18 protein-coding genes are annotated in these 20,684 nt (G+C 70.8%); 16 read left to right on the top strand and 2 right to left on the bottom strand.

The features are described from left to right. The first annotated feature begins 100 nt into the window (after nucleotides 1–100). Nucleotides 101–2,635: a RelA/SpoT family protein gene (locus ACH4ZX_RS22755; RefSeq protein WP_398275604.1), complete on the top strand. Its 2,535-nt coding sequence runs from the start codon at nucleotides 101–103 to the stop codon at nucleotides 2,633–2,635. Nucleotides 2,636–2,728: 93 nt separating this feature from the next. Here ACH4ZX_RS22755 and ACH4ZX_RS22750 read toward each other — a convergent pair whose 3' ends face one another. Next, nucleotides 2,729–3,958 (bottom strand): DUF349 domain-containing protein, encoded by a 1,230-nt coding sequence (locus tag ACH4ZX_RS22750; protein ID WP_398275601.1) that lies wholly within the window; start codon nucleotides 3,956–3,958, stop codon nucleotides 2,729–2,731. Nucleotides 3,959–4,103: 145 nt separating this feature from the next. Beyond that, nucleotides 4,104–4,922: a peptidylprolyl isomerase gene (locus ACH4ZX_RS22745; RefSeq protein ID WP_398275598.1), complete on the bottom strand. Its 819-nt coding sequence runs from the start codon at nucleotides 4,920–4,922 to the stop codon at nucleotides 4,104–4,106. Between the two features lie 180 nt (nucleotides 4,923–5,102). Between ACH4ZX_RS22745 and ACH4ZX_RS22740 the strand changes: the two genes are divergently transcribed. The 15 genes from ACH4ZX_RS22740 to aroB all read left to right on the top strand — a co-directional run bounded on the left by ACH4ZX_RS22740 (nucleotide 5,103) and on the right by aroB (nucleotide 20,673). Beyond that, nucleotides 5,103–5,819 carry an MBL fold metallo-hydrolase gene (locus tag ACH4ZX_RS22740; protein WP_398275595.1) on the top strand — a complete coding sequence of 239 codons (717 nt, stop codon included), beginning with the start codon at nucleotides 5,103–5,105 and terminating at the stop codon, nucleotides 5,817–5,819. Nucleotides 5,820–5,830: 11 nt separating this feature from the next. Then, nucleotides 5,831–7,093, top strand: coding sequence for a histidine--tRNA ligase (gene hisS, locus ACH4ZX_RS22735; protein ID WP_398275592.1), 1,263 nt, complete (start codon nucleotides 5,831–5,833; stop codon nucleotides 7,091–7,093). Between the two features lie 245 nt (nucleotides 7,094–7,338). Next, on the top strand, nucleotides 7,339–8,007 hold the full coding sequence (locus ACH4ZX_RS22730) for a vitamin K epoxide reductase family protein (RefSeq protein ID WP_351884455.1): 669 nt from the start codon (nucleotides 7,339–7,341) through the stop codon (nucleotides 8,005–8,007). Between the two features lie 44 nt (nucleotides 8,008–8,051). Beyond that, nucleotides 8,052–9,407, top strand: coding sequence for a replication-associated recombination protein A (locus tag ACH4ZX_RS22725; protein ID WP_398275589.1), 1,356 nt, complete (start codon nucleotides 8,052–8,054; stop codon nucleotides 9,405–9,407). 300 nt (nucleotides 9,408–9,707) lie between these two features. Then, nucleotides 9,708–10,322, top strand: coding sequence for a 30S ribosomal protein S4 (rpsD, locus tag ACH4ZX_RS22720; RefSeq protein ID WP_324788627.1), 615 nt, complete (start codon nucleotides 9,708–9,710; stop codon nucleotides 10,320–10,322). A gap of 251 nt (nucleotides 10,323–10,573) precedes the next feature. Then, nucleotides 10,574–11,053 carry a DUF948 domain-containing protein gene (locus ACH4ZX_RS22715; RefSeq protein ID WP_398275585.1) on the top strand — a complete coding sequence of 160 codons (480 nt, stop codon included), beginning with the start codon at nucleotides 10,574–10,576 and terminating at the stop codon, nucleotides 11,051–11,053. 7 nt (nucleotides 11,054–11,060) lie between these two features. After that, nucleotides 11,061–11,414 (top strand): hypothetical protein, encoded by a 354-nt coding sequence (locus ACH4ZX_RS22710; RefSeq protein ID WP_398275582.1) that lies wholly within the window; start codon nucleotides 11,061–11,063, stop codon nucleotides 11,412–11,414. After that, a complete protein-coding gene (gene alaS, locus ACH4ZX_RS22705; RefSeq protein WP_398275579.1) occupies nucleotides 11,414–14,086 on the top strand; it encodes an alanine--tRNA ligase in 2,673 nt (890 codons plus the stop codon). Before ACH4ZX_RS22710 ends, alaS begins: the two co-directional genes overlap by 1 nt. Before the next feature lie 8 nt (nucleotides 14,087–14,094). Next, the gene (gene ruvX / locus ACH4ZX_RS22700; RefSeq protein WP_398275576.1) at nucleotides 14,095–14,559 is read left to right on the top strand and encodes a Holliday junction resolvase RuvX; all 465 of its coding nucleotides are present in this window, start codon (nucleotides 14,095–14,097) and stop codon (nucleotides 14,557–14,559) included. Nucleotides 14,560–14,684: 125 nt separating this feature from the next. Beyond that, nucleotides 14,685–16,520: an endolytic transglycosylase MltG gene (mltG, locus tag ACH4ZX_RS22695; RefSeq protein WP_398275573.1), complete on the top strand. Its 1,836-nt coding sequence runs from the start codon at nucleotides 14,685–14,687 to the stop codon at nucleotides 16,518–16,520. Then, nucleotides 16,501–17,340: a shikimate dehydrogenase gene (locus ACH4ZX_RS22690; protein ID WP_398275570.1), complete on the top strand. Its 840-nt coding sequence runs from the start codon at nucleotides 16,501–16,503 to the stop codon at nucleotides 17,338–17,340. The genes mltG and ACH4ZX_RS22690 overlap by 20 nt, the downstream gene beginning before the upstream one ends. 46 nt (nucleotides 17,341–17,386) lie before the next feature. Then, nucleotides 17,387–17,680, top strand: coding sequence for a hypothetical protein (locus ACH4ZX_RS22685; protein WP_398275567.1), 294 nt, complete (start codon nucleotides 17,387–17,389; stop codon nucleotides 17,678–17,680). Nucleotides 17,681–17,888: 208 nt separating this feature from the next. Continuing rightward, on the top strand, nucleotides 17,889–19,073 hold the full coding sequence (gene aroC / locus ACH4ZX_RS22680) for a chorismate synthase (protein ID WP_398275564.1): 1,185 nt from the start codon (nucleotides 17,889–17,891) through the stop codon (nucleotides 19,071–19,073). Continuing rightward, nucleotides 19,070–19,585 (top strand): shikimate kinase, encoded by a 516-nt coding sequence (locus ACH4ZX_RS22675; protein WP_398275561.1) that lies wholly within the window; start codon nucleotides 19,070–19,072, stop codon nucleotides 19,583–19,585. Before aroC ends, ACH4ZX_RS22675 begins: the two co-directional genes overlap by 4 nt. Then, on the top strand, nucleotides 19,582–20,673 hold the full coding sequence (gene aroB / locus ACH4ZX_RS22670) for a 3-dehydroquinate synthase (RefSeq protein ID WP_398275558.1): 1,092 nt from the start codon (nucleotides 19,582–19,584) through the stop codon (nucleotides 20,671–20,673). Before ACH4ZX_RS22675 ends, aroB begins: the two co-directional genes overlap by 4 nt. Nucleotides 20,674–20,684 lie beyond the last annotated feature (11 nt).

The following is a 20,684-nucleotide window of genomic DNA, read 5'->3' as shown; positions in this document are numbered from 1 at the left end:
GCCCTCACAGTGGCCTGACGGCGATCCTGAGGCCCAGGATCGCTACCATGGGGTCTCCGGAGCCTGACCGGGGGACCCGGATCGCGCACGAGGAGTCCTCTTGCCAGACGAGGCCCAGCACCTGACCGCCGCCAAGCCCGAGTCCGCCTCGGCGGCCGCGGCCAAGCCCGCGCCGAACACGCCGCACGCGAAGAACGACGCCCGCGGGCCGGTCGAAGGCGCCGCCACGCCCGTCGACAAGCCGGCCGACCACTCGCGCCCCAAGCCGGCCCCTCCGGAGCACCCCCAGACGGCCCCCGCCGTCCGCCCGAACGCCGGCCCGCCCGCCCGCACCGGCTCCTCCAACCGCGTCCGCGCCCGCCTCGCCCGCCTCGGAGTGCAGCGCTCCAACCCCTACAACCCGGTGCTGGAGCCGTTGCTGCGGATAGTGCGCAGCAACGACCCGAAGATCGAGACGGCCACGCTCCGCCAGATCGAGAACGCCTACCAGGTGGCCGAGCGCTGGCACCGCGGACAGAAGCGCAAGAGCGGCGACCCGTACATCACGCACCCGCTCGCGGTGACCACCATCCTCGCCGAGCTGGGCATGGATCCGGCCACCCTGATGGCGGGCCTGCTGCACGACACCGTCGAGGACACCGAGTACGGCCTCGACCAGCTCCGCCGCGACTTCGGCGACCAGGTCGCCCTCCTCGTCGACGGCGTCACCAAACTGGACAAGGTCAAGTTCGGCGAGGCCGCCCAGGCCGAGACCGTGCGCAAGATGGTCGTCGCCATGGCCAAGGACCCCCGCGTCCTGGTCATCAAGCTCGCCGACCGCCTGCACAACATGCGCACCATGCGCTACCTCAAGCGGGAGAAGCAGGAGAAGAAGGCGCGCGAGACCCTCGAGATCTACGCGCCGCTCGCCCACCGCCTGGGCATGAACACCATCAAGTGGGAGCTGGAGGACCTCGCCTTCGCGATCCTCTACCCCAAGATGTACGACGAGATCGTCCGGCTGGTCGCCGAGCGCGCCCCGAAGCGCGACGAGTACCTCGCCATAGTGACCGACGAGGTCCAGCAGGACCTGCGCGCCGCCCGCATCAAGGCGACCGTCACCGGCCGCCCGAAGCACTACTACAGCGTCTACCAGAAGATGATCGTCCGCGGCCGCGACTTCGCGGAGATCTACGACCTGGTCGGCATCCGCGTCCTCGTCGACACCGTCCGCGACTGCTATGCGGCACTGGGCACGGTCCACGCCCGCTGGAACCCGGTTCCGGGGCGGTTCAAGGACTACATCGCGATGCCCAAGTTCAACATGTACCAGTCGCTGCACACCACGGTGATCGGCCCCAACGGCAAGCCGGTCGAACTCCAGATCCGCACGTTCGACATGCACCGCCGCGCCGAGTACGGCATCGCCGCGCACTGGAAGTACAAGCAGGAGGCCGTCGCTGGCGCCTCGAAGGTGCGCACCGACGCGCCCCGCACGTCCGCCAAGGACAAGGACGCCATCAACGACATGGCGTGGCTGAGGCAGCTGCTGGACTGGCAGAAGGAGACCGAGGACCCCAGCGAGTTCCTGGAGTCCCTGCGCTTCGACCTGTCCCGCAACGAGGTCTTCGTCTTCACCCCCAAGGGCGACGTCATAGCGCTGCCGGCCGGGGCCACCCCGGTCGACTTCGCGTACGCCGTCCACACCGAGGTCGGCCACCGCACGATAGGAGCACGGGTCAACGGCCGCCTCGTACCGCTGGAGTCGACGCTCGACAACGGCGACCTGGTCGAGGTCTTCACCTCCAAGGCGGCCGGCGCCGGCCCCTCCCGCGACTGGCTCGGCTTCGTCAAGTCACCGCGCGCCCGCAACAAGATCCGGGCCTGGTTCTCCAAGGAGCGCCGCGACGAGGCGATCGAGCAGGGCAAGGACGCCATCGTCCGCGCCATGCGCAAGCAGAACCTGCCGATCCAGCGCATCCTGACCGGCGACTCGCTGGTCACCCTCGCGCACGAGATGCGCTACTCCGACATCTCCGCGCTGTACGCGGCGATCGGCGAGGGGCACGTCTCCGCGCAGAACATCGTGCAGAAGCTCGTCCAGGCGCTCGGCGGCGAGGAGGCGGCCACCGAGGAGATCGACGAGTCGGTCCCGCCGACCCGCAGCCGCAGCCGCAAGCGGCGCTCCAGCGCCGACCCCGGCGTCATCGTCAAGGGTGTCGAGGACGTGTGGGTCAAGCTGGCCCGCTGCTGCACGCCCGTACCGGGCGACCCGATCATCGGTTTCGTCACGCGCGGCAGCGGAGTATCGGTTCACCGCAGCGACTGCGTCAACGTGGAGTCACTGTCCCGCGAGCCGGAGCGCATCCTCGACGTCGAGTGGGCGCCCACCCAGTCCTCGGTCTTCCTGGTCGCCATCCAGGTCGAGGCGCTGGACCGCTCCCGGCTGCTGTCGGACGTCACCCGCGTGCTGTCCGACCAGCACGTCAACATCCTCTCCGCGGCCGTGCAGACCTCCCGCGACCGCGTCGCCACCTCCCGCTTCACCTTCGAAATGGGCGACCCCAAGCACCTCGGGCACGTCCTGAAGGCGGTACGGGGCGTCGAGGGCGTCTACGACGTGTACCGGGTGACGTCGGCCCGCAACAGGTCGTAGCGACAGGTCCCCGCAACAGGTCGTGGGCACACGAGGGGGGCGCCCGCACCAGGTGACCTGGTGCGGGCGCCCCCCTTCGCTCTCACCGGCCGCTCAGCCGCCGAACTCCTGCAGGCCCTTCAGAGCCTGGTCCAGCAGCGCCTGACGGCCCTCCAGCTCGCGCTCCAGCTTGTCGGCCTTGGCCGTGTTGCCCTGGGCGCGTGCCTGCTCGATCTGGCCCCTGAGCTTGTCCACGGCCGCCTGCAGCTGGCCGGTGAGACCCTCGGCACGCGCGCGTGCCTCCGGGTTCGTCCGGCGCCACTCGGCGTCCTCGGCCTCCTGGATGGCCCGCTCGACGGCGTGCATCCGGCCCTCGACCCGCGGACGCGCGTCCCGCGGCACGTGACCGATGGCCTCCCAGCGCTCGTTGATGGAACGGAAGGCGGCGCGGGCGGCCTTCAGATCCGTCACCGGGAGCAGCTTCTCGGCCTCCTCGGCCAGCCCCTCCTTGAGCTTCAGGTTCTCGCCCTGCTCGGCGTCCCGCTCGGCGAAGACCGAGCTGCGGGCGGCGAAGAACACGTCCTGGGCGCCGCGGAAGCGGTTCCACAGGTCGTCCTCGTGCTCGCGCTGGGCGCGGCCCGCCGCCTTCCACTCCGCCATCAGCTCGCGGTAGCGGGCAGCCGTCGGCCCCCAGTCCGTCGACCCGGACAGCGCCTCGGCCTCGGAGACCAGCCGTTCCTTGATCCGGCGGGCCTCCTCGCGCTGCGCGTCCAGCGACGCGAAGTGGGCCTTGCGGCGCTTGGAGAACGCCGACCGGGCGTGCGAGAAGCGGTGCCACAGCTCGTCGTCCGACTTGCGGTCCAGCCGCGGCAGGCCCTTCCAGGTGTCCACCAGGGCCCGCAGCCGCTCGCCGGCCGCCCGCCACTGGTCGGACTGCGCCAGCTGCTCCGCCTCCTCGACCAGCGCCTCCTTGGCGTGCCGGGCCTCGTCGGACTGCTTCGCGCGCTGCTGCTTGCGCTCCTCACGACGCGCCTCGACGGTCCGGACGAGGCCGTCCAGACGCGTCCGCAGGGCGTCCAGATCACCGACCGCGTGATGGGCGTCGACCTGCTCACGGATGTGCTCGATCGCCGCCAGCGCGTCCTTCGCGGACAGGTCGGTGGTCTTCACTCGCTTCTCGAGGAGGCCGATCTCGACAACCAGGCCCTCGTACTTGCGCTCGAAATAGGCCAGCGCCTCCTCGGGGGAGCCCGCCTGCCAGGAGCCGACGACCTGCTCGCCGTCGGCCGTACGCACGTACACGGTCCCCGTCTCGTCGACGCGGCCCCACGGGTCGCTGCTCACAGCGCCTCCTCCACATGATGCCGACGGGAGGTCTCAGTTCCCCCGGGCATCGTCCACAGTTTCGTCACGGCCAACATAGGCGACCGGCGGGTTGCCTGTCCGCATCCCGCGCGACCGAAATTCCGCACTTCGGGGTCGGGATGGATCAGGATTTCGTGACCGTCGCCTTGTCGATCACGACCGTCGCATTCGGGGCCCCGTCGCCCGCGCCCGTGCTCTCGCCGGCCGCGGCGATTTTCTTCAGTACCTTCATCCCGGAGGACGAAACCGTACCGAACGGGGTGTAACTCGGCGGGAGCTGGCTGTCCTGGTAGACGAGGAAGAACTGGCTGCCGCCGGTGTGCTTCTGCCCGGTGTTCGCCATCGCGACCGTACCCGCCGGGTAGACGTTGTTCTTCAGGCTCTTGTCCTTCAGATTCTCGTCCGGGATGGTGTAGCCGGGACCACCGCTGCCGCTGCCCGTCGGGTCGCCGCACTGCAGCACGTAGATGCCGTTGGTGGTGAGCCGGTGGCACTTCGTGTGGTCGAAGTAGCCCTTGCCGGCCAGGAAGTCGAAGGAATTCACGGTGTGCGGGGCCGCCGACGCCTTCAGCGCGATGTCGATCTCACCGCACGTCGTGGCCAGCTTCATCGTGTACTTCGCCGACTTGTCGATGGTCAGCGCCGGCTCCTTCTTCCAGCTCATCTTCTCCACCGACCCCTTGGCCGCCTTCTCGCACGGGTCCGGCGCCTTGCTGGGCGCCGAGGCGCTCGGGCTGGCCTTGGAGCTCGCGTCGGACTTGTCGTCGTTCTTCAGGACCCCGGTCGTGTACAGCGCCAGGCTGCCGATGACGACGACGCCGAGCACCGACGCGATCACGGAGTTGCGGAGGCGCGCCTTGCGCCGCGCTTCCGTGCGCCGCTGCTGCTGCCGCAAGAACTTCTCCCGCGCGAGCTGCCGCTTTCGCTGTTCCTGGGTGACCACGGGGTTATCTCCTCATGCGTCTCGTACGCCGACTGGGACGCGTGCGTCTGGTGAGCCGACCGCCTGCGTGTGCCCCGTACCGTATATGGGTTCGCTGAGGATTCGGCAGCGCCGGTAGGCTTCGACGACAGGCGCGACCACCGAAAAGCGCCCCCGTACCGACACAAACGAAGGACGATCGTGCTCATTGCCGGGTTCCCCGCCGGTGCCTGGGGGACGAACTGTTACCTCGTCGCCCCCGCCGCCGGTGAGGAGTGCGTGATCATCGACCCGGGCCACCAGGCCGCCCAAGGAGTCGAGGAAGCGCTGCAGAAGCATCGGCTCAAGCCCGTCGCCGTCGTCCTCACCCACGGCCACATCGACCACGTGGCCTCGGTCGTCCCGGTGTGCGGCGCGCACGACGTGCCCGCCTGGATCCACCCCGCGGACCGCTACATGATGAGCGACCCCGAGAAGGCGCTCGGCCGTTCCATCGGGATGCCGCTGATGGGCGAGCTGACGGTGGGGGAGCCGGACGACGTCAGGGAGCTGGCCGACGGCGCGGAGCTCGCGCTCGCGGGGATGGAGTTCTCCGTCGCGCACGCGCCGGGCCATACCAAGGGGTCGGTGACCTTCCGGATGCCCGAGACCGCGGACGTCCCGCAGGTCTTCTTCTCGGGCGACCTGCTCTTCGCCGGCTCCATCGGACGCACCGACCTGCCCGGCGGCGACATGGCCGAGATGCTCGACTCGCTGGCCCGCGTGTGCCTGCCGCTCGACGACTCGACCGTGGTGCTGTCCGGCCACGGCCCCCAGACGACCATCGGCCAGGAGCGCGCCACCAACCCGTACCTGCGGCAGGTGGCCGCAGACCGCCAGGGACACAGTGCGCGGCCCGCTCCCCGACGAGGAATGTGACGAGAGACTTCGTGAGCACCTTCAAGGCCCCCAAGGGCACGTACGACCTGATCCCGCCGGACAGCGCCAAGTACCTGGCCGTCCGCGAGGCGATCGCCGCGCCCCTGCGCGGCGCCGGTTACGGCTACATCGAGACGCCCGGCTTCGAGAGCGTGGAGCTGTTCGCGCGCGGTGTCGGAGAGTCGACCGACATCGTGACCAAGGAGATGTACGCCTTCGAGACCAAGGGCGGCGACAAGCTCGCCCTGCGTCCCGAGGGCACGGCCTCCGTGCTGCGCGCCGCGCTGGAGGCGAACCTGCACAAGGCGGGCAACCTCCCGGTCAAGCTCTGGTACTCCGGCTCGTACTACCGCTACGAGCGCCCGCAGAAGGGCCGCTACCGGCACTTCTCCCAGGTCGGAGCCGAGGCGATCGGCGCCGAGGACCCGGCGCTGGACGCCGAGCTGATCATCCTCGCCGACCAGGCCTACCGCTCGCTGGGCCTGAGCCACTTCCGCATCCTGCTCAACAGCCTGGGCGACAAGGAGTGCCGGCCGGTGTACCGGGCCGCGCTGCAGGACTTCCTGCGCGGACTGGACCTCGACGAGGACACCCTGCGCCGCGCGGAGATCAACCCGCTGCGCGTCCTGGACGACAAGCGCCCGGACGTCCAGAAGCAGCTGACGGACGCCCCGCTGCTGCGCGACTACCTCTGCGACGCCTGCAAGGCGTACCACGAGGAGGTCCGCGAGCTGATCAGCGCCGCGGGCGTGGCCTTCGAGGACGACCCCAAGCTGGTGCGCGGCCTGGACTACTACACCCGCACCACCTTCGAGTTCGTCCACGACGGTCTCGGCTCGCAGTCCGCGGTGGGCGGCGGCGGCCGCTACGACGGCCTGTCGGAGATGATCGGCGGCCCCGCCCTGCCGTCCGTCGGCTGGGCACTCGGCGTCGACCGCACCGTGCTCGCCCTGGAGGCCGAGGGCGTGGAACTCGCGCTGCCCTCCACCACCAGCGTGTTCGCCGTCCCGCTCGGCGAGGACGCCCGCCGCGTGCTGTTCGGCAAGGTCACCGAGCTGCGCAAGGTCGGCATCGCCGCCGACTTCTCCTACGGCCACAAGGGCCTCAAGGGCGCGATGAAGAACGCCAACCGCAGCGGCGCCCGCTACACGATCGTCGCCGGCGAACGCGACCTCGCCGAGGGCGTCGTCCAGCTCAAGGACATGGAGTCCGGCGAGCAGGCGGCGATCGGGGTCAACGAGATCGTGGCCGAGCTGGAGTCGAGGCTCGGCTAGCACCGGCACGACCGGTACCGGCACGACGGCGGCACCCGCGGACGTCAACTCCGCGGGTGCCGCTTCGTTCGTGCGGATGATTCCGGCGGTGACCGCCGCACGCCGTGCGACATCGGCCGGAACCGGTCGTTCAGGCCCCGCGAGCGGACCTCCTTATGCGCACCGAACGGTGGACGGGGCGCGTGGTACGGCACAATGGCCCTGCCCGAAGAAGGTCCAGTCCCCGAGCAGACGGAATCGGCGTGATGAGCAAGACGACAGTCAAGGACGTCTCCACGGAGCCCGAGCCCGAGCCGCCGGCGGAGCGCACCGCGGCGGGACCGCGGACGGTGGGCGGCAGCCGTGCCTTCGCCATTCTGCTGCTGATCACCGGCGCGGCCGGCCTGCTCGCCTCGTGGGTCATCACGATCGACAAGTTCAAGCTGCTCGAGGCCAAGGTCGAGGGCAAGACCTTCACCCCCGGCTGCAGCCTCAACCCGGTCGTCTCCTGCGGCAGCGTCATGGAGAGCAAGCAGGCCGCCGCCTTCGGGTTCCCCAACCCGATGCTCGGCCTGGTCTGCTACGGCATCGTCATCTGCGTCGCCATGAGCCTGCTCGCCCGCGCCCGCTTCCCGCGCTGGTACTGGCTCACCTTCAACGCCGGCACCCTCTTCGGAGTCGGCTTCTGCGCCTGGCTGATGTTCCAGTCGCTGTACCGGATCAACGCGCTGTGCCTGTGGTGCAACCTGGCCTGGGTCGCGACGATCATCATGTTCTGGTACGTGACCTCGTTCAACGTGCGCAACGGCTTCCTGCCCGCACCGAAGTGGCTCAAGAGCTTCTTCGGCGAGTTCACCTGGGTCCTGCCCGTGCTGCACATCGGCATCATCGGCATGCTCATCCTGACCCGCTGGTGGGACTTCTGGACCAGCTGACCGGCCCGGCGGGATTGTCGGTGCGGTGATTTAGGGTTTGGGACGTGGAGCCCGACCTGTTCACCGCCGCAGCAGAAGAACGCCAGGAGAAGGATCCGGCAGCGAGCCCCCTGGCCGTGCGGATGCGCCCGCGCACCCTCGACGAGGTGGTCGGCCAGCAGCACCTGCTGAAGCCGGGCTCGCCGCTGCGCAGACTGGTCGGCGAGGGCGCGGGCGGTCCGGCCGGCCCCTCCTCGGTGATCCTCTGGGGCCCGCCCGGCACCGGCAAGACGACCCTGGCCTACGTCGTCTCCAAGGCCACCGACAAGCGCTTCGTGGAGCTGTCGGCCATCACCGCGGGCGTCAAAGAGGTCCGCGCGGTCATCGACGGCGCCCGCCGCGCCACCGGCGGCTACGGCAAGGAGACCGTCCTCTTCCTCGACGAGATCCACCGCTTCTCCAAGGCCCAGCAGGACTCCCTGCTGCCCGCGGTCGAGAACCGCTGGGTGACGCTGATCGCGGCGACCACCGAGAACCCGTACTTCTCGGTGATCTCCCCGCTGCTCTCCCGCTCCCTGCTGCTGACCCTCGAACCGCTGACCGACGACGACCTGCGCGGTCTGCTGCGGCGCGCGGTCGGCGACGAGCGCGGCCTGAAGGGCGCCGTCGCCCTGCCCGAGGACACCGAGGAGCACCTGCTGCGCGTCGCCGGCGGCGACGCCCGCCGCGCGCTGACCGCGCTGGAGGCCGCCGCCGGGGCCGCGCTCGACAAGGGCGAGACGGAGATCGGCCTGCGGACCCTGGAGGAGACGGTCGACCGGGCGGCGGTGAAGTACGACCGTGACGGCGACCAGCACTACGACGTCGCCAGCGCCCTGATCAAGTCCATCCGCGGCTCCGACGTCGACGCGGCGCTGCACTACCTCGCCCGCATGATCGAGGCCGGCGAGGACCCCCGCTTCATCGCCCGCCGCCTGATGATCTCCGCGAGCGAGGACGTCGGCCTGGCCGACCCCAACGCCCTGCCGATCGCGGTCGCCGCCGCCCAGGCCGTCGCCATGATCGGCTTCCCCGAGGCCGCCCTCACCCTCAGCCACGCCACCATCGCCCTCGCCCTGGCCCCCAAGTCCAACTCCGCGACGACCGCGATCGGCGCCGCCCTGGGCGACGTACGCAAGGGGATGGCGGGCCCGGTGCCCCGCCATCTGCGCGACGGCCACTACAAGGGCGCCGCCGACCTGGGGCACGCGCAGGGCTACGTGTACCCGCACGACCTGCCCGAGGGCATCGCCCAGCAGCAGTACGCCCCGGACGCGCTCAAGGACCGCGAGTACTACACCCCGACCCGCCACGGCGCCGAGGCGCGCTACGCCGACGCGGTGGAGTGGACCCGCAAGCACCTGGGTCGGAAGCGGCCCTGAACACCCTGTAGACTTCGCCGTAGTGCTGAGTCCCGCGCAGTCAGAGCGGGACGGTCAGCCGGAGCCCCGGTCCTTCGGGGGCGGACTCCAGGAGCGTCGCGCACCGTCGAACGGTGTCGCGGGCAGCCCACCACCACCCGGGATCCCGGGAGGGTCGGTGGGCCACTCGCGTGCTGCACATAGTGCCCAGACCAGGGGAGCGGCTGCCCGCAAGGTCCCGCGCGGACCCGACGGGATTCCCCGGCTGCGGATGCGACCTCCCCCGACTCTGACAAGCCGAACACCAGGAAAAGAGAGACAGTGGCGAACCAGTCCCGCCCCAAGGTCAAGAAGTCGCGTGCCCTCGGTATCGCGCTGACCCCGAAGGCCGTCAAGTACTTCGAGGCCCGCCCCTACCCGCCGGGTGAGCACGGCCGTGGCCGCAAGCAGAACTCGGACTACAAGGTCCGTCTGCTCGAGAAGCAGCGTCTGCGCGCGCAGTACGACGTGTCCGAGCGCCAGCTCGTCCGCGCCTACGAGCGTGCCTCCAAGGTTCAGGGCAAGACCGGTGAGGCCCTGATCATCGAGCTCGAGCGCCGTCTCGACGCCCTGGTCCTGCGTTCGGGCATCGCCCGCACCATCTACCAGGCCCGCCAGATGGTCGTCCACGGCCACATCGAGGTCAACGGCCAGAAGGTCGACAAGCCCTCGTTCCGCGTCCGTCCCGACGACGTCGTGATGGTCCGCGAGCGCAGCCGTGAGAAGACCCTCTTCGCGATCGCCCGCGAGGGTGGCTTCGCCCCCGACGGCGAGACCCCGCGCTACCTCCAGGTGAACCTCAAGGCCCTGGCGTTCCGCCTGGACCGCGAGCCGAACCGCAAGGAGATCCCGGTGATCTGCGACGAGCAGCTCGTCGTCGAGTACTACGCCCGCTGATCACCGGCAGGCCGTAGCACGCCTCAGCCCGCCGTCTCGCCACCTCTCCGGGTGGGCGGGGCGGCGGGTTCCTGCGTCTCCCGGGCCCCCGCGACCGCGGGTTCCCGCGTCTCCCGGGCCGGCCCGCCCGCGGGCCGCCGCACGCCGCGCAACTTGCCCGCCCGCGAGCGGGAAACCGGTACGGAGCGGCGCCCCCGGCGCGATAGGCTCGGTACGACTTTCCCGATGTTCAGGCACGTTTCAGGGAGCAGGTGCACACGGTGTCCGGTGGCGAGGTGGCCGGGATCCTGGTGGCCGTCTTCTGGGCGATCCTGGTCTCCTTCCTCGCCGTCGCACTGGTGAGGCTGGCCCAGACGCTGAAGGCGACCACCAAGCTCGTGGCGGACGTGACCGATCAGGCGGTCCCGCTGCTGGCCGATGCCTCCGCGGCGGTGCGTTCCGCGCAGACCCAGATCGACCGGGTCGACGCGATCGCCTCCGACGTCCAGGAGGTCACGGCGAACGCCTCGGCACTGTCGACCACCGTCGCCTCCACCTTCGGCGGCCCCCTGGTCAAGGTCGCGGCCTTCGGCTACGGCGTGCGCCGGGCCCTGGGCGGCGGCAAGGAGGACGTGCCCGCCAGGACGTCGAGGCGTACCGTGATCGTGGGCCGCACCGTCCCTGCCGCGCGGCGGGGCAGACGAAACCTCCGCGAGAACCTCCGTGAGAACCTCCGCGGAAAAGAGGACTAGGTCAGGGATGTTCCGCCGTACGTTCTGGTTCACCACAGGCGTGGCCGCCGGGGTGTGGGCCACCACCAAGGTCAACCGCAAGCTGAAGCAGCTGACCCCGGAGAGCCTCGCCGTGACCGCGGCCAACAAGGCACTCGACGCGGGCCAGCGCATCAAGGACCGCGCGGTCGGCTTCGCGCTCGACGTCCGCGACAACATGGCGCAGCGGGAGGCCGAACTGGGCGACGCGCTCGGGATCGACGCGAATCCCGAACTGCCCGCGCCCCGGCGGTACCCCGCCATCGAGAACCGCAGCAACCCGAAGTACGTCGGCGACACGACGTACCAGACGTACTCGTACAACCGGAATGAGGACCACTGATGGAGTCGGCCGAGATTCGCCGCCGCTGGCTGAGCTTCTTCGAGGAGCGCGGGCACACCGTCGTCCCTTCGGCGTCGCTCATCGCGGACGACCCGACTCTGCTCCTCGTCCCGGCCGGCATGGTTCCCTTCAAGCCCTACTTCCTGGGTGAGGTCAAGCCGCCCTTCCCGCGCGCGACGAGCGTGCAGAAGTGCGTGCGCACGCCCGACATCGAAGAGGTCGGCAAGACCACCCGGCACGGCACGTTCTTCCAGATGTGCGGCAACTTCTCCTTCGGCGACTACTTCAAGGAAGGCGCCATCAAGCTCGCCTGGGAGCTGCTCACCACGCCCCAGGACAAGGGCGGTTACGGCCTGGAGCCGGAGAAGCTCTGGATCACCGTCTACCAGGACGACGACGAGGCCGAGCGGATCTGGCACGAGGTCGTCGGCGTGCCCAAGGAGCGCATCCAGCGCCTGGGCATGAAGGACAACTTCTGGTCCATGGGCGTCCCCGGCCCGTGCGGCCCCTGCTCCGAGATCAACTACGACCGCGGCCCCGAGTTCGGCGCCGAGGGCGGTCCCGCCGTCAACGACGAGCGGTACGTGGAGATCTGGAACCTCGTCTTCATGCAGTACGAGCGCGGCGAGGGCACCGGCAAGGACAACTTCGAGATCCTCGGTGACCTGCCGAGCAAGAACATCGACACGGGCCTCGGCCTGGAGCGGCTCGCCATGATTCTGCAGGGCGTGCAGAACATGTACGAGATCGACACCTCCATGGCCGTGATCGACAAGGCCACCGAGCTGACCGGTGTGGCCTACGGCGACGCCCACGACTCGGACGTCTCCCTGCGCGTGGTCACCGACCACATGCGCACTGCCACCATGCTCATCGGCGACGGCGTCACCCCCGGCAACGAGGGCCGCGGCTACGTCCTGCGCCGCATCATGCGCCGCGCCATCCGCAACATGCGCCTGCTCGGCGCCACCGGCCCGGTCGTCGGGGACCTCATCGACGTCGTCATCGGCATGATGGGGCAGCAGTACCCGGAGCTGGTCACCGACCGCGAGCGCATCGAGAAGGTCGCCCTCGCCGAGGAGAACGCCTTCCTCAAGACGCTGAAGGCCGGCACCAACATCCTCGACACCGCCGTCACCGAGACCAAGGCGGCCGGCTCGACCGTGCTGTCCGGCGACAAGGCGTTCCTGCTCCACGACACCTGGGGCTTCCCGATCGATCTCACCCTGGAGATGGCCGGCGAGCAGGGCCTCACCGTGGACGAGGACGGCTTCCGCCGCCTGATGAAGGAGCAGCGGGAGCGCGCCAAGGCCGACGCCCAGGCCAAGAAGACCGGTCACGCCGACCTCGGCGCCTACCGCGAGATCGCCGACACCGCCGGCGCGACCGAGTTCATCGGCTACACCGACACCGAGGGCGAGTCCACGGTCGTCGGCATCCTCGTCGACGGCCTGTCCTCCCCGGCCGCCACCGAGGGCGACGAGGTCGAGATCGTCCTCGACCGCACCCCGTTCTACGCCGAGGGCGGCGGCCAGATCGGCGACACCGGCCGCATCAAGGTGGACTCCGGCGCCGTCATCGAGGTCCGCGACTGCCAGAAGCCGGTGCCGGGCGTCTACGTCCACAAGGGCGTCGTCCAGGTCGGCGAGGTGACGGTGGGCGCCAAGGCGCTCGCCGCCATCGACAACCGCCGCCGCAAGGCCATCGCCCGCGCCCACTCGGCCACCCACCTCACCCACCAGGCCCTGCGCGACGCCCTCGGCCCGACGGCCGCCCAGGCCGGCTCCGAGAACCAGCCCGGCCGCTTCCGCTTCGACTTCGGCTCGCCCTCCGCCGTCCCGACGGCCGTGATGACCGACGTCGAGCAGAAGATCAACGAGGTGCTCGCCCGCGACCTCGACGTCCGCGCCGACGTCATGGGCATCGACGAGGCCAAGAAGCAGGGCGCCATCGCCGAGTTCGGCGAGAAGTACGGCGAGCGCGTCCGCGTGGTGACCATCGGCGACTTCTCCAAGGAGCTGTGCGGCGGCACGCACGTGCACAACACCGCCCAGCTGGGCCTGGTGAAGCTGCTCGGCGAGTCCTCCATCGGCTCCGGTGTGCGCCGTATCGAGGCCCTGGTCGGCGTCGACGCCTACAGCTTCCTCGCCCGTGAGCACACGGTCGTCAACCAGCTCACCGAACTGCTCAAGGGCCGCCCGGAGGAACTGCCGGAGAAGGTCTCCGCCATGCTCGGCAAGCTGAAGGACGCCGAGAAGGAGATCGAGAAGTTCCGCGCCGAGAAGGTGCTCCAGGCCGCCGCCGGTCTCGCCGAGTCCGCCAAGGACGTCCGCGGGGTCGCCGTCGTCACCGGGCAGGTCCCGGACGGCACCACCCCCGACGACCTGCGCAGGCTGGTCCTCGACGTGCGCGGCCGCATCCAGGGCGGACGGGCCGCCGTGGTCGCCCTGTTCACGGTGAACAACGGCAAGCCGCTCACGGTCATCGCCACCAACGAGGCCGCCCGCGAGCGGGGCCTCAAGGCCGGCGACCTGGTCCGCGCCGCCGCCAAGACGCTCGGCGGCGGCGGTGGCGGCAAGCCGGACGTCGCCCAGGGCGGCGGCCAGAACCCGGCCGCGATCGGCGAGGCCGTCGACGCGGTCGAGCGGCTCGTGGCGGAAACCGCCAAGTGAGTCCGGCGATGCGCAGGGGCCGCCGACTCGCGATCGACGTCGGGGACGCCCGCATCGGGGTCGCCTCGTGCGACCCCGACGGGATCCTCGCCACCCCCGTGGAGACCGTCCCCGGCCGGGACGTTCCCGCGGCGCACCGCCGGCTGTGGCAACTGGTGGAGGAGTACGAGCCGATCGAGGTCGTCGTCGGCCTCCCGCGATCCCTCAAGGGGGGCGAGGGACCGGCGGCCGTCAAGGTCCGCGGCTTCGCCCAGGAACTGGCGCGCATGATCGCGCCCGTTCCGGTCAGACTCGTCGATGAACGCATGACGACGGTGACGGCCGGTCAGGGACTGCGCGCCTCCGGGGTGAAGTCCAGGAAGGGCCGGGCCGTCATCGACCAGGCGGCCGCGGTGATCATCCTTCAGCAGGCGCTGGAATCCGAACGGGTGTCAGGTAAAGCACCCGGCGAGGGCGTCGAAGTGGTCATCTGATCGCGATACGGTAACGTTCCGCGCGATGCGCCGGTGTTCGAACAGCCGGCGCACAGAGAGAGGCGGGACGGGAACCCGATCTTCCCGGGCCGCGTTGACCGCCGCCTCGCGGCTCTAGGGGATCGATGACTGAGTATGGCCGGGGCCCAGGCTCCGAACCGTGGCATCCCGAGGACCCGCTGTACGGGGACGGCGGATGGGAAGGGCAGCAGGCCCAGGTGGGCCACCAGCCTGCTCACGGCGGCCAGCCGCAGCACTATCCGCAGCAGCCGCAGCAGCCGCACTACGGGCACTGGGAGGACGGCGCGCAGGCCGGATACGGCCAGCCGCAGCAGCAGTACTACCCGCAGTACGACCAGCAGCAGTACGCAGGCCAGGAGCCACAGCAGTACCCGGGCCAGGAGCCGCAGCAGTACGCCGGCCAGGAACCGCAGCACTACCCGGGCCACGACCAGCAGCAGCCGTACCACCACCAGGGACAGCAGCCGCACCACCCCGACCAGGGACAGCAGGCGTACTACCCCGGCCAGGGACAGCAGGCGTACGACGGTCAGGGACAGCAGCCGTACGCCGAGGGCGGCTGGGGTGCGGCGCAGCCGCAGGTCCCCTACCCGGCGGACCCCGCGGACGCCTACGGCCATCAGCCCGCCGCGTACGCCGGTGACCAGCCCGACCGGTACGGCACTCCGGACGCCTATCCGCCGCCGGAGCCGCCCGCCCGCAGGCAGACCGAAGAGCAGCCGCAGACCGACTGGGACCCCGGCCCCGACCAGGGCGAACACGCCTTCTTCGCAGGCGGCGACGATGACGATGACGACGACAGCGACGACGGCCCGCGGGGCGGCCGAGGCGACCGGCGTGGCCGCGGCGGCAAGCCCAAGAAGCGGCGCAGCGGATGCGCCTGCCTGGTGGTGCTGCTGGTGTTCGGCGGCGGCGTCGGCGGAGTCGGATACTTCGGGTACCAGTTCTACCAGGATCGTTTCGGCGCGGCGCCGGACTACGCCGGAGACGGCACCGGCCAGAAGGTGACCGTCCAGATCCCCAAGGGCGCGGGCGGTTACGAGATCGGGCGGCGGCTGAAGGACGCGGGCGTCGTCAAGAGCGTCGACGCCTTCGTCTCCGCGCAGCAGGAGAACCCCGACGGCAACAAGATCCAGGCCGGCGCCTATCTGCTGAAGAAGCAGATGTCCGCCGCGAGCGCCGTGGAATTGATGCTCGACCCCAAGAGCCAGAACAACGTCCTGGTCAGGCCGGGCGAGCGCAACTTGGCCGTCTACAAGGCGATCGACGAGAAGCTCGAGCTGAAATCCGGCACCACCAAGAAGACCGCCCAGAAGAAGTACAAGAGCCTCGGTCTGCCGGACTGGGCGAACGACAACAGCGAGATCAAGGACCCGCTCGAAGGCTTCCTCTCCCCGGGCACGTATCCGGCCGCAAAGGGGATGAAGCCCGAGACGGTCCTCAAGGCGATGGTCACCCAGGCCGCGCGGAAGTACCGCGCGTACGACCTGGCCGCCAAGGCCAAGGCTTTCAAGCTGGACAGTCCGCTGCAGGTCATCACCGTCGCCAGCCTCGTCGAGGCCGAGGGCAAGACCGAGGACGACTACCGCAAGATGGCGGAGGTGGTCTACAACCGCCTCGATCTCGCGAACCCCGAGACGTACGGGCTCTTGCAGTTCGACTCGACCTTCAATTACCTGAAGGGCCAGAGCAACATCAACATCACCGAGTCGGAGATAAAAAGCAACAAGGACCCGTACAACACGTACACGAACAAGGGTCTGCCGCCGGGGCCGATCGACAATCCGGGCGACCTCGCGCTGAAGGCCGCGCTGAATCCGACCCATGAGGGCTGGTACTACTTCGTCGCGACCGACGGCGTGAACAAGACGGAATTCGCCAGGACCCACGCGGAATTCCTGAAACTCAAGGAAAAGTTCAATGACAGCACGGGCAACTGACGCCCGCCGGGCCGCCGTGCTCGGTTCGCCCATCGCCCACTCCCTCTCCCCGGTGCTGCACCGCGCCGCGTACCGGGAACTGGGCCTGGCCGGCTGGTCGTACGACCGTTTCGAGATCGACGAGGCCGCCCTCGCCGGGTTCCTCGGCACCCTCGGACCGGAGTGGGCCGGGCTGTCGCTGACCATGCCGCTGAAGCGGGCCGTCATCCCGCTGCTCGACGAGATCAGCGAGACGGCGGCGTCCGTGGAGGCCGTCAACACGGTCGTCTTCACCGAGGACGGCCGCCGCCTCGGCGACAACACCGACATCCCCGGCATGGTCGCCGCCCTGCGCGAGCGCGGTATCGAACAGGTCGACTCGGCGGCGATCCTCGGCGCCGGCGCCACCGCCTCCTCCGCCCTGGCCGCGCTGGCCCGGATCTGCAGCGGCGAGGTCGTCGTCCACGTCCGCAGCGAGGCCCGGGCCGCCGAGATGCGGGAGTGGGGGAAGCGGCTCGACGTCCAGGTGCGCATCGCGGACTGGGCGGACGCCGCGTCCGCGATGCGCGCCCCGCTGGTCGTCGCCACCACCCCGGCGGGCACGACCGACGCCCTCGCCGCCGCCGTCCCCGAGCGGCCCGCCACCCTCTTCGACGTGCTCTACGACCCCTGGCCGACCGAACTCGCGGCCCGCTGGTCGGCGTGCGGCGGAGCGGTCGTCAGCGGCCTCGACCTGCTGGTGCACCAGGCGGTGCTGCAGGTCGAGCAGATGACGGGCCACAGCCCGGCACCCGTCGCCGCCATGCGAAAAGCAGGCGAGCAGGCCCTCGCCGCCCGCTAGGCTCCGCTCGGCGCGCAGGGGGCGGAGCCGGGAGGGGGAGCGTTCCGTGTCCGCAGGCATGTCCGTCGCGTCGGCCAAGGGCCAGATCTTCGAGGCCCTGCTCGGGTTCCTGCCCGACTGGGTGCAGGTCGCCGTGATCGCCCTGGTCCTGCTCGCGGTCGTCGCCTCGTGGGTCGTCAAGCTCAAGCGGAAGCTCGCCCACCGGCGTGCGGTGCGCGCGGGACGGCCGGTCCACGCCGCGGCGCAGTACGGGCAGCGGCGGGGCGCCGACTACCTGGGCCCCTACGCGCCGCCCCAGGGGCAGCGGCAGGGCGGCGGCGCCGGCCACCCGGGCGCCTGAGCGCGCCGGCCCGGCCCGCGGGACGGCTCCGCCCGAGCGTGACCTGACCGGCTCGCGTCCGCTTTGTGGACCGTCGGCCGGGTCCGGGGCCCGGACGTGGGAGGATCGGAGAAGGCGGGCCGGGACCGCGCACCTGGTCGCGCCGTCGCCGTACGCGAGGACGCGCGTACGCAAGGCAGTACCAGGGCGCGAGCACTGAGGAGCATCGTTGAGCAGGCTGCGTTGGCTGACCGCGGGGGAGTCCCACGGTCCCGCCCTTGTCGCGACGCTGGAGGGCCTCCCCGCCGGCGTGCCGATCACCACGGAGATGGTCGCCGACCACCTCGCGCGGCGGCGGCTCGGCTATGGCCGCGGTGCGCGGATGAAGTTCGAGCGGGACGAGGTCACCTTCCTCGGCGGCGTCCGGCACGGTCTGACCCTCGGCTCCCCGGTGGCGATCATGGTCGGCAACACCGAGTGGCCGAAGTGGGAGCAGGTGATGGCCGCCGACCCGGTCGATCCCGAGGTGCTCGCCGGGCTCGCCCGCAACGCCCCGCTGACCCGCCCGCGGCCCGGCCACGCGGATCTGGCGGGCATGCAGAAGTACGGCTTCGACGAGGCCCGGCCGATCCTGGAGCGCGCCTCCGCCCGGGAGACCGCGGCGCGGGTGGCGCTGGGGGCGGTGGCCCGCTCGTACCTGAAGGAGACGGCCGGCATCGAGGTGGTCTCCCACGTGGTGGAGCTGGCGGGCGCGAGGGCGCCGCGCGGTGTGTACCCGACCCCCGCGGACGTCGCGAAGCTGGACGCCGACCCGGTGCGCTGCCTGGACGCGGACGCGTCGAAGGCGATGGTCGCGGAGATCGACCAGGCGCACAAGGACGGCGACACGCTCGGCGGCGTCGTGGAGGTGCTGGCCTACGGCGTGCCGGTCGGCCTGGGCTCGCACGTGCACTGGGACCGCAAGCTGGACGCGCGGCTGGCGGCGGCCCTGATGGGCATCCAGGCGATCAAGGGCGTCGAGGTCGGCGACGGGTTCGAGCTGGCGCGGGTGCCGGGCTCGAAGGCGCACGACGAGATCGTCACCACGCCCGAGGGCATCAGGCGGGCGACGGGCCGCTCCGGCGGCACCGAGGGCGGGCTGACCACCGGTGAGCTGCTGCGGGTCCGCGCCGCCATGAAGCCGATCGCGACCGTGCCGCGGGCCCTGCAGACCGTCGACGTCGCCACCGGCGAGCCGGCGCAGGCCCACCACCAGCGCTCCGACGTGTGCGCGGTGCCGGCGGCCGGGATCGTGGCGGAGGCCATGGTCGCGCTCGTCCTCGCGGACGCGGTGGCGGAGAAGTTCGGCGGCGACAGCGTGGCCGAGACCCGCCGCAACGTGCGGTCGTACCTCGACCACCTCCCGATCCGATGAGCGGGCCGCTGGTCGTCCTGGTCGGGCCGATGGGCGTGGGCAAGTCCACCGTCGGCCGGCTGCTGGCCGAGCGGCTCGGCGTGGCCTACCGCGACACCGACGACGACATCGTGGCCGAGCAGGGCCGCGCCATCGCCGAGATCTTCGTCGACGAGGGCGAGCCGGTCTTCCGCGCGCTCGAGAAGCAGGCCGTGCGCACCGCGCTGGCCGCGCACGACGGCATCCTCGCGCTCGGCGGCGGCGCCGTCCTCGACGCCGACACCCGCGCGCTGCTGGCCGGACGCCGCGTCGTCTACCTCTCGATGGACGTCGAGGAGGCGGTCAGGCGCACCGGCCTGAACGCGGCCCGCCCGCTGCTCGCCGTCAACCCGCGCAAGCAGTGGCGGGAGCTGATGGAGGCGCGGCGGCACCTGTACGAGGAGGTCGCCACGGCCGTCGTGCCCACCGACGGCCGCACGCCCGAAGAGGTCACCCAAGCCGCCCTGGACGCACTGGAGTTGAAGGAAGCATGAGCGAGGCAGTCACCCGCATCCAGGTCGGCGGCACCGCGGGCAGCGAGCCCTACGAGGTCCTGGTGGGCCGTCAGCTCCTGGGCGAGCTGGCCGGGTTGATCGGGGCGAAGGCCAAGCGGGTCGCCGTGATCCACCCGGAGGCGCTCGCCGAGACCGGCGAGGCGCTGCGCGCCGACCTCGCCGGGCAGGGCTTCGACGCGGTCGCCATCCAGGTGCCCAACGCCGAGGAGGCCAAGACCGCCGAGGTCGCCGCCTACTGCTGGAAGGCGCTCGGCCAGTCCGGCTTCACCCGCTCCGACGTCATCGTCGGCGTCGGCGGCGGCGCGACCACCGACCTGGCCGGGTTCGTGGCCGCGACCTGGCTGCGCGGGGTGCGCTGGATCGCGATCCCGACGACCGTGCTGGCCATGGTGGACGCGGCGGTCGGCGGCAAGACCGGCATCAACACCGCCGAGGGCAAGAACCTGGTCGGCTCCTTCCATCCGCCGGCGGGCGTGCTGTGCGACCTGGCCGCGCTGGAGTCCCTCCCGGTCAACGACTACGTCTCCGGCCTCGCCGAGATCATCAAGGCCGGATTCATCGCCGACCCGGTGATCCTGGACCTGATCGAGTCCGACCCGCAGGCCGCCCGCGGTCCGTCCGGGCCGCACACCGCGGAGCTCATCGAGCGCTCCATCCGGGTCAAGGCGGAGGTCGTCTCCGCCGACCTGAAGGAGTCGGGCCTGCGTGAGATCCTCAACTACGGCCACACCCTCGGCCACGCCATCGAGAAGAACGAGCGCTACAAGTGGCGGCACGGCGCGGCCGTCGCCGTCGGCATGCATTTCGCCGCCGAACTCGGGCGGCTGGCGGGCCGTCTGGACGACGCCACCGCCGACCGCCACCGCACGATCCTGCAGGCCGTCGGGCTCCCGCTGCACTACCGCCACGACCAGTGGCCCAAGCTGCTGGAGAACATGAGGGTCGACAAGAAGTCCCGCGGTGACCTGCTGCGCTTCGTCGTGCTGGACGGCCTGGCGAAGCCCACCGTCCTGGAGGGCCCCGACCCGGCCGTGCTGGTCGCCGCGTACGGCGAAGTGGGCCAGTAGGCCCGGCCGGA

This window comes from Streptomyces sp. NPDC020490, from assembly GCF_044335305.1.
Classification (GTDB): Bacteria; Actinomycetota; Actinomycetes; order Streptomycetales; family Streptomycetaceae; genus Streptomyces.
Note: the sequence above shows the minus strand (reverse complement) of the source record. Positions and strands in the feature narration are given on the sequence as shown.

Bases quoted from the DNA above. Each gene is read 5' to 3' on its own strand.
- ACH4ZX_RS22730 (WP_351884455.1), top strand. From the start codon at position 7,339: ATGAGCAAGACGACAGTCAAGGACGTCTCCACGGAGCCCGAGCCCGAG.
- ACH4ZX_RS22710 (WP_398275582.1), top strand. From the start codon at position 11,061: ATGTTCCGCCGTACGTTCTGGTTCACCACAGGCGTGGCCGCCGGGGTG.
- alaS (WP_398275579.1), top strand. From the start codon at position 11,414: ATGGAGTCGGCCGAGATTCGCCGCCGCTGGCTGAGCTTCTTCGAGGAG.
- ruvX (WP_398275576.1), top strand. From the start codon at position 14,095: ATGCGCAGGGGCCGCCGACTCGCGATCGACGTCGGGGACGCCCGCATC.
- mltG (WP_398275573.1), top strand. From the start codon at position 14,685: ATGACTGAGTATGGCCGGGGCCCAGGCTCCGAACCGTGGCATCCCGAG.
- ACH4ZX_RS22690 (WP_398275570.1), top strand. From the start codon at position 16,501: ATGACAGCACGGGCAACTGACGCCCGCCGGGCCGCCGTGCTCGGTTCG.
- ACH4ZX_RS22675 (WP_398275561.1), top strand. From the start codon at position 19,070: ATGAGCGGGCCGCTGGTCGTCCTGGTCGGGCCGATGGGCGTGGGCAAG.
- aroB (WP_398275558.1), top strand. From the start codon at position 19,582: ATGAGCGAGGCAGTCACCCGCATCCAGGTCGGCGGCACCGCGGGCAGC.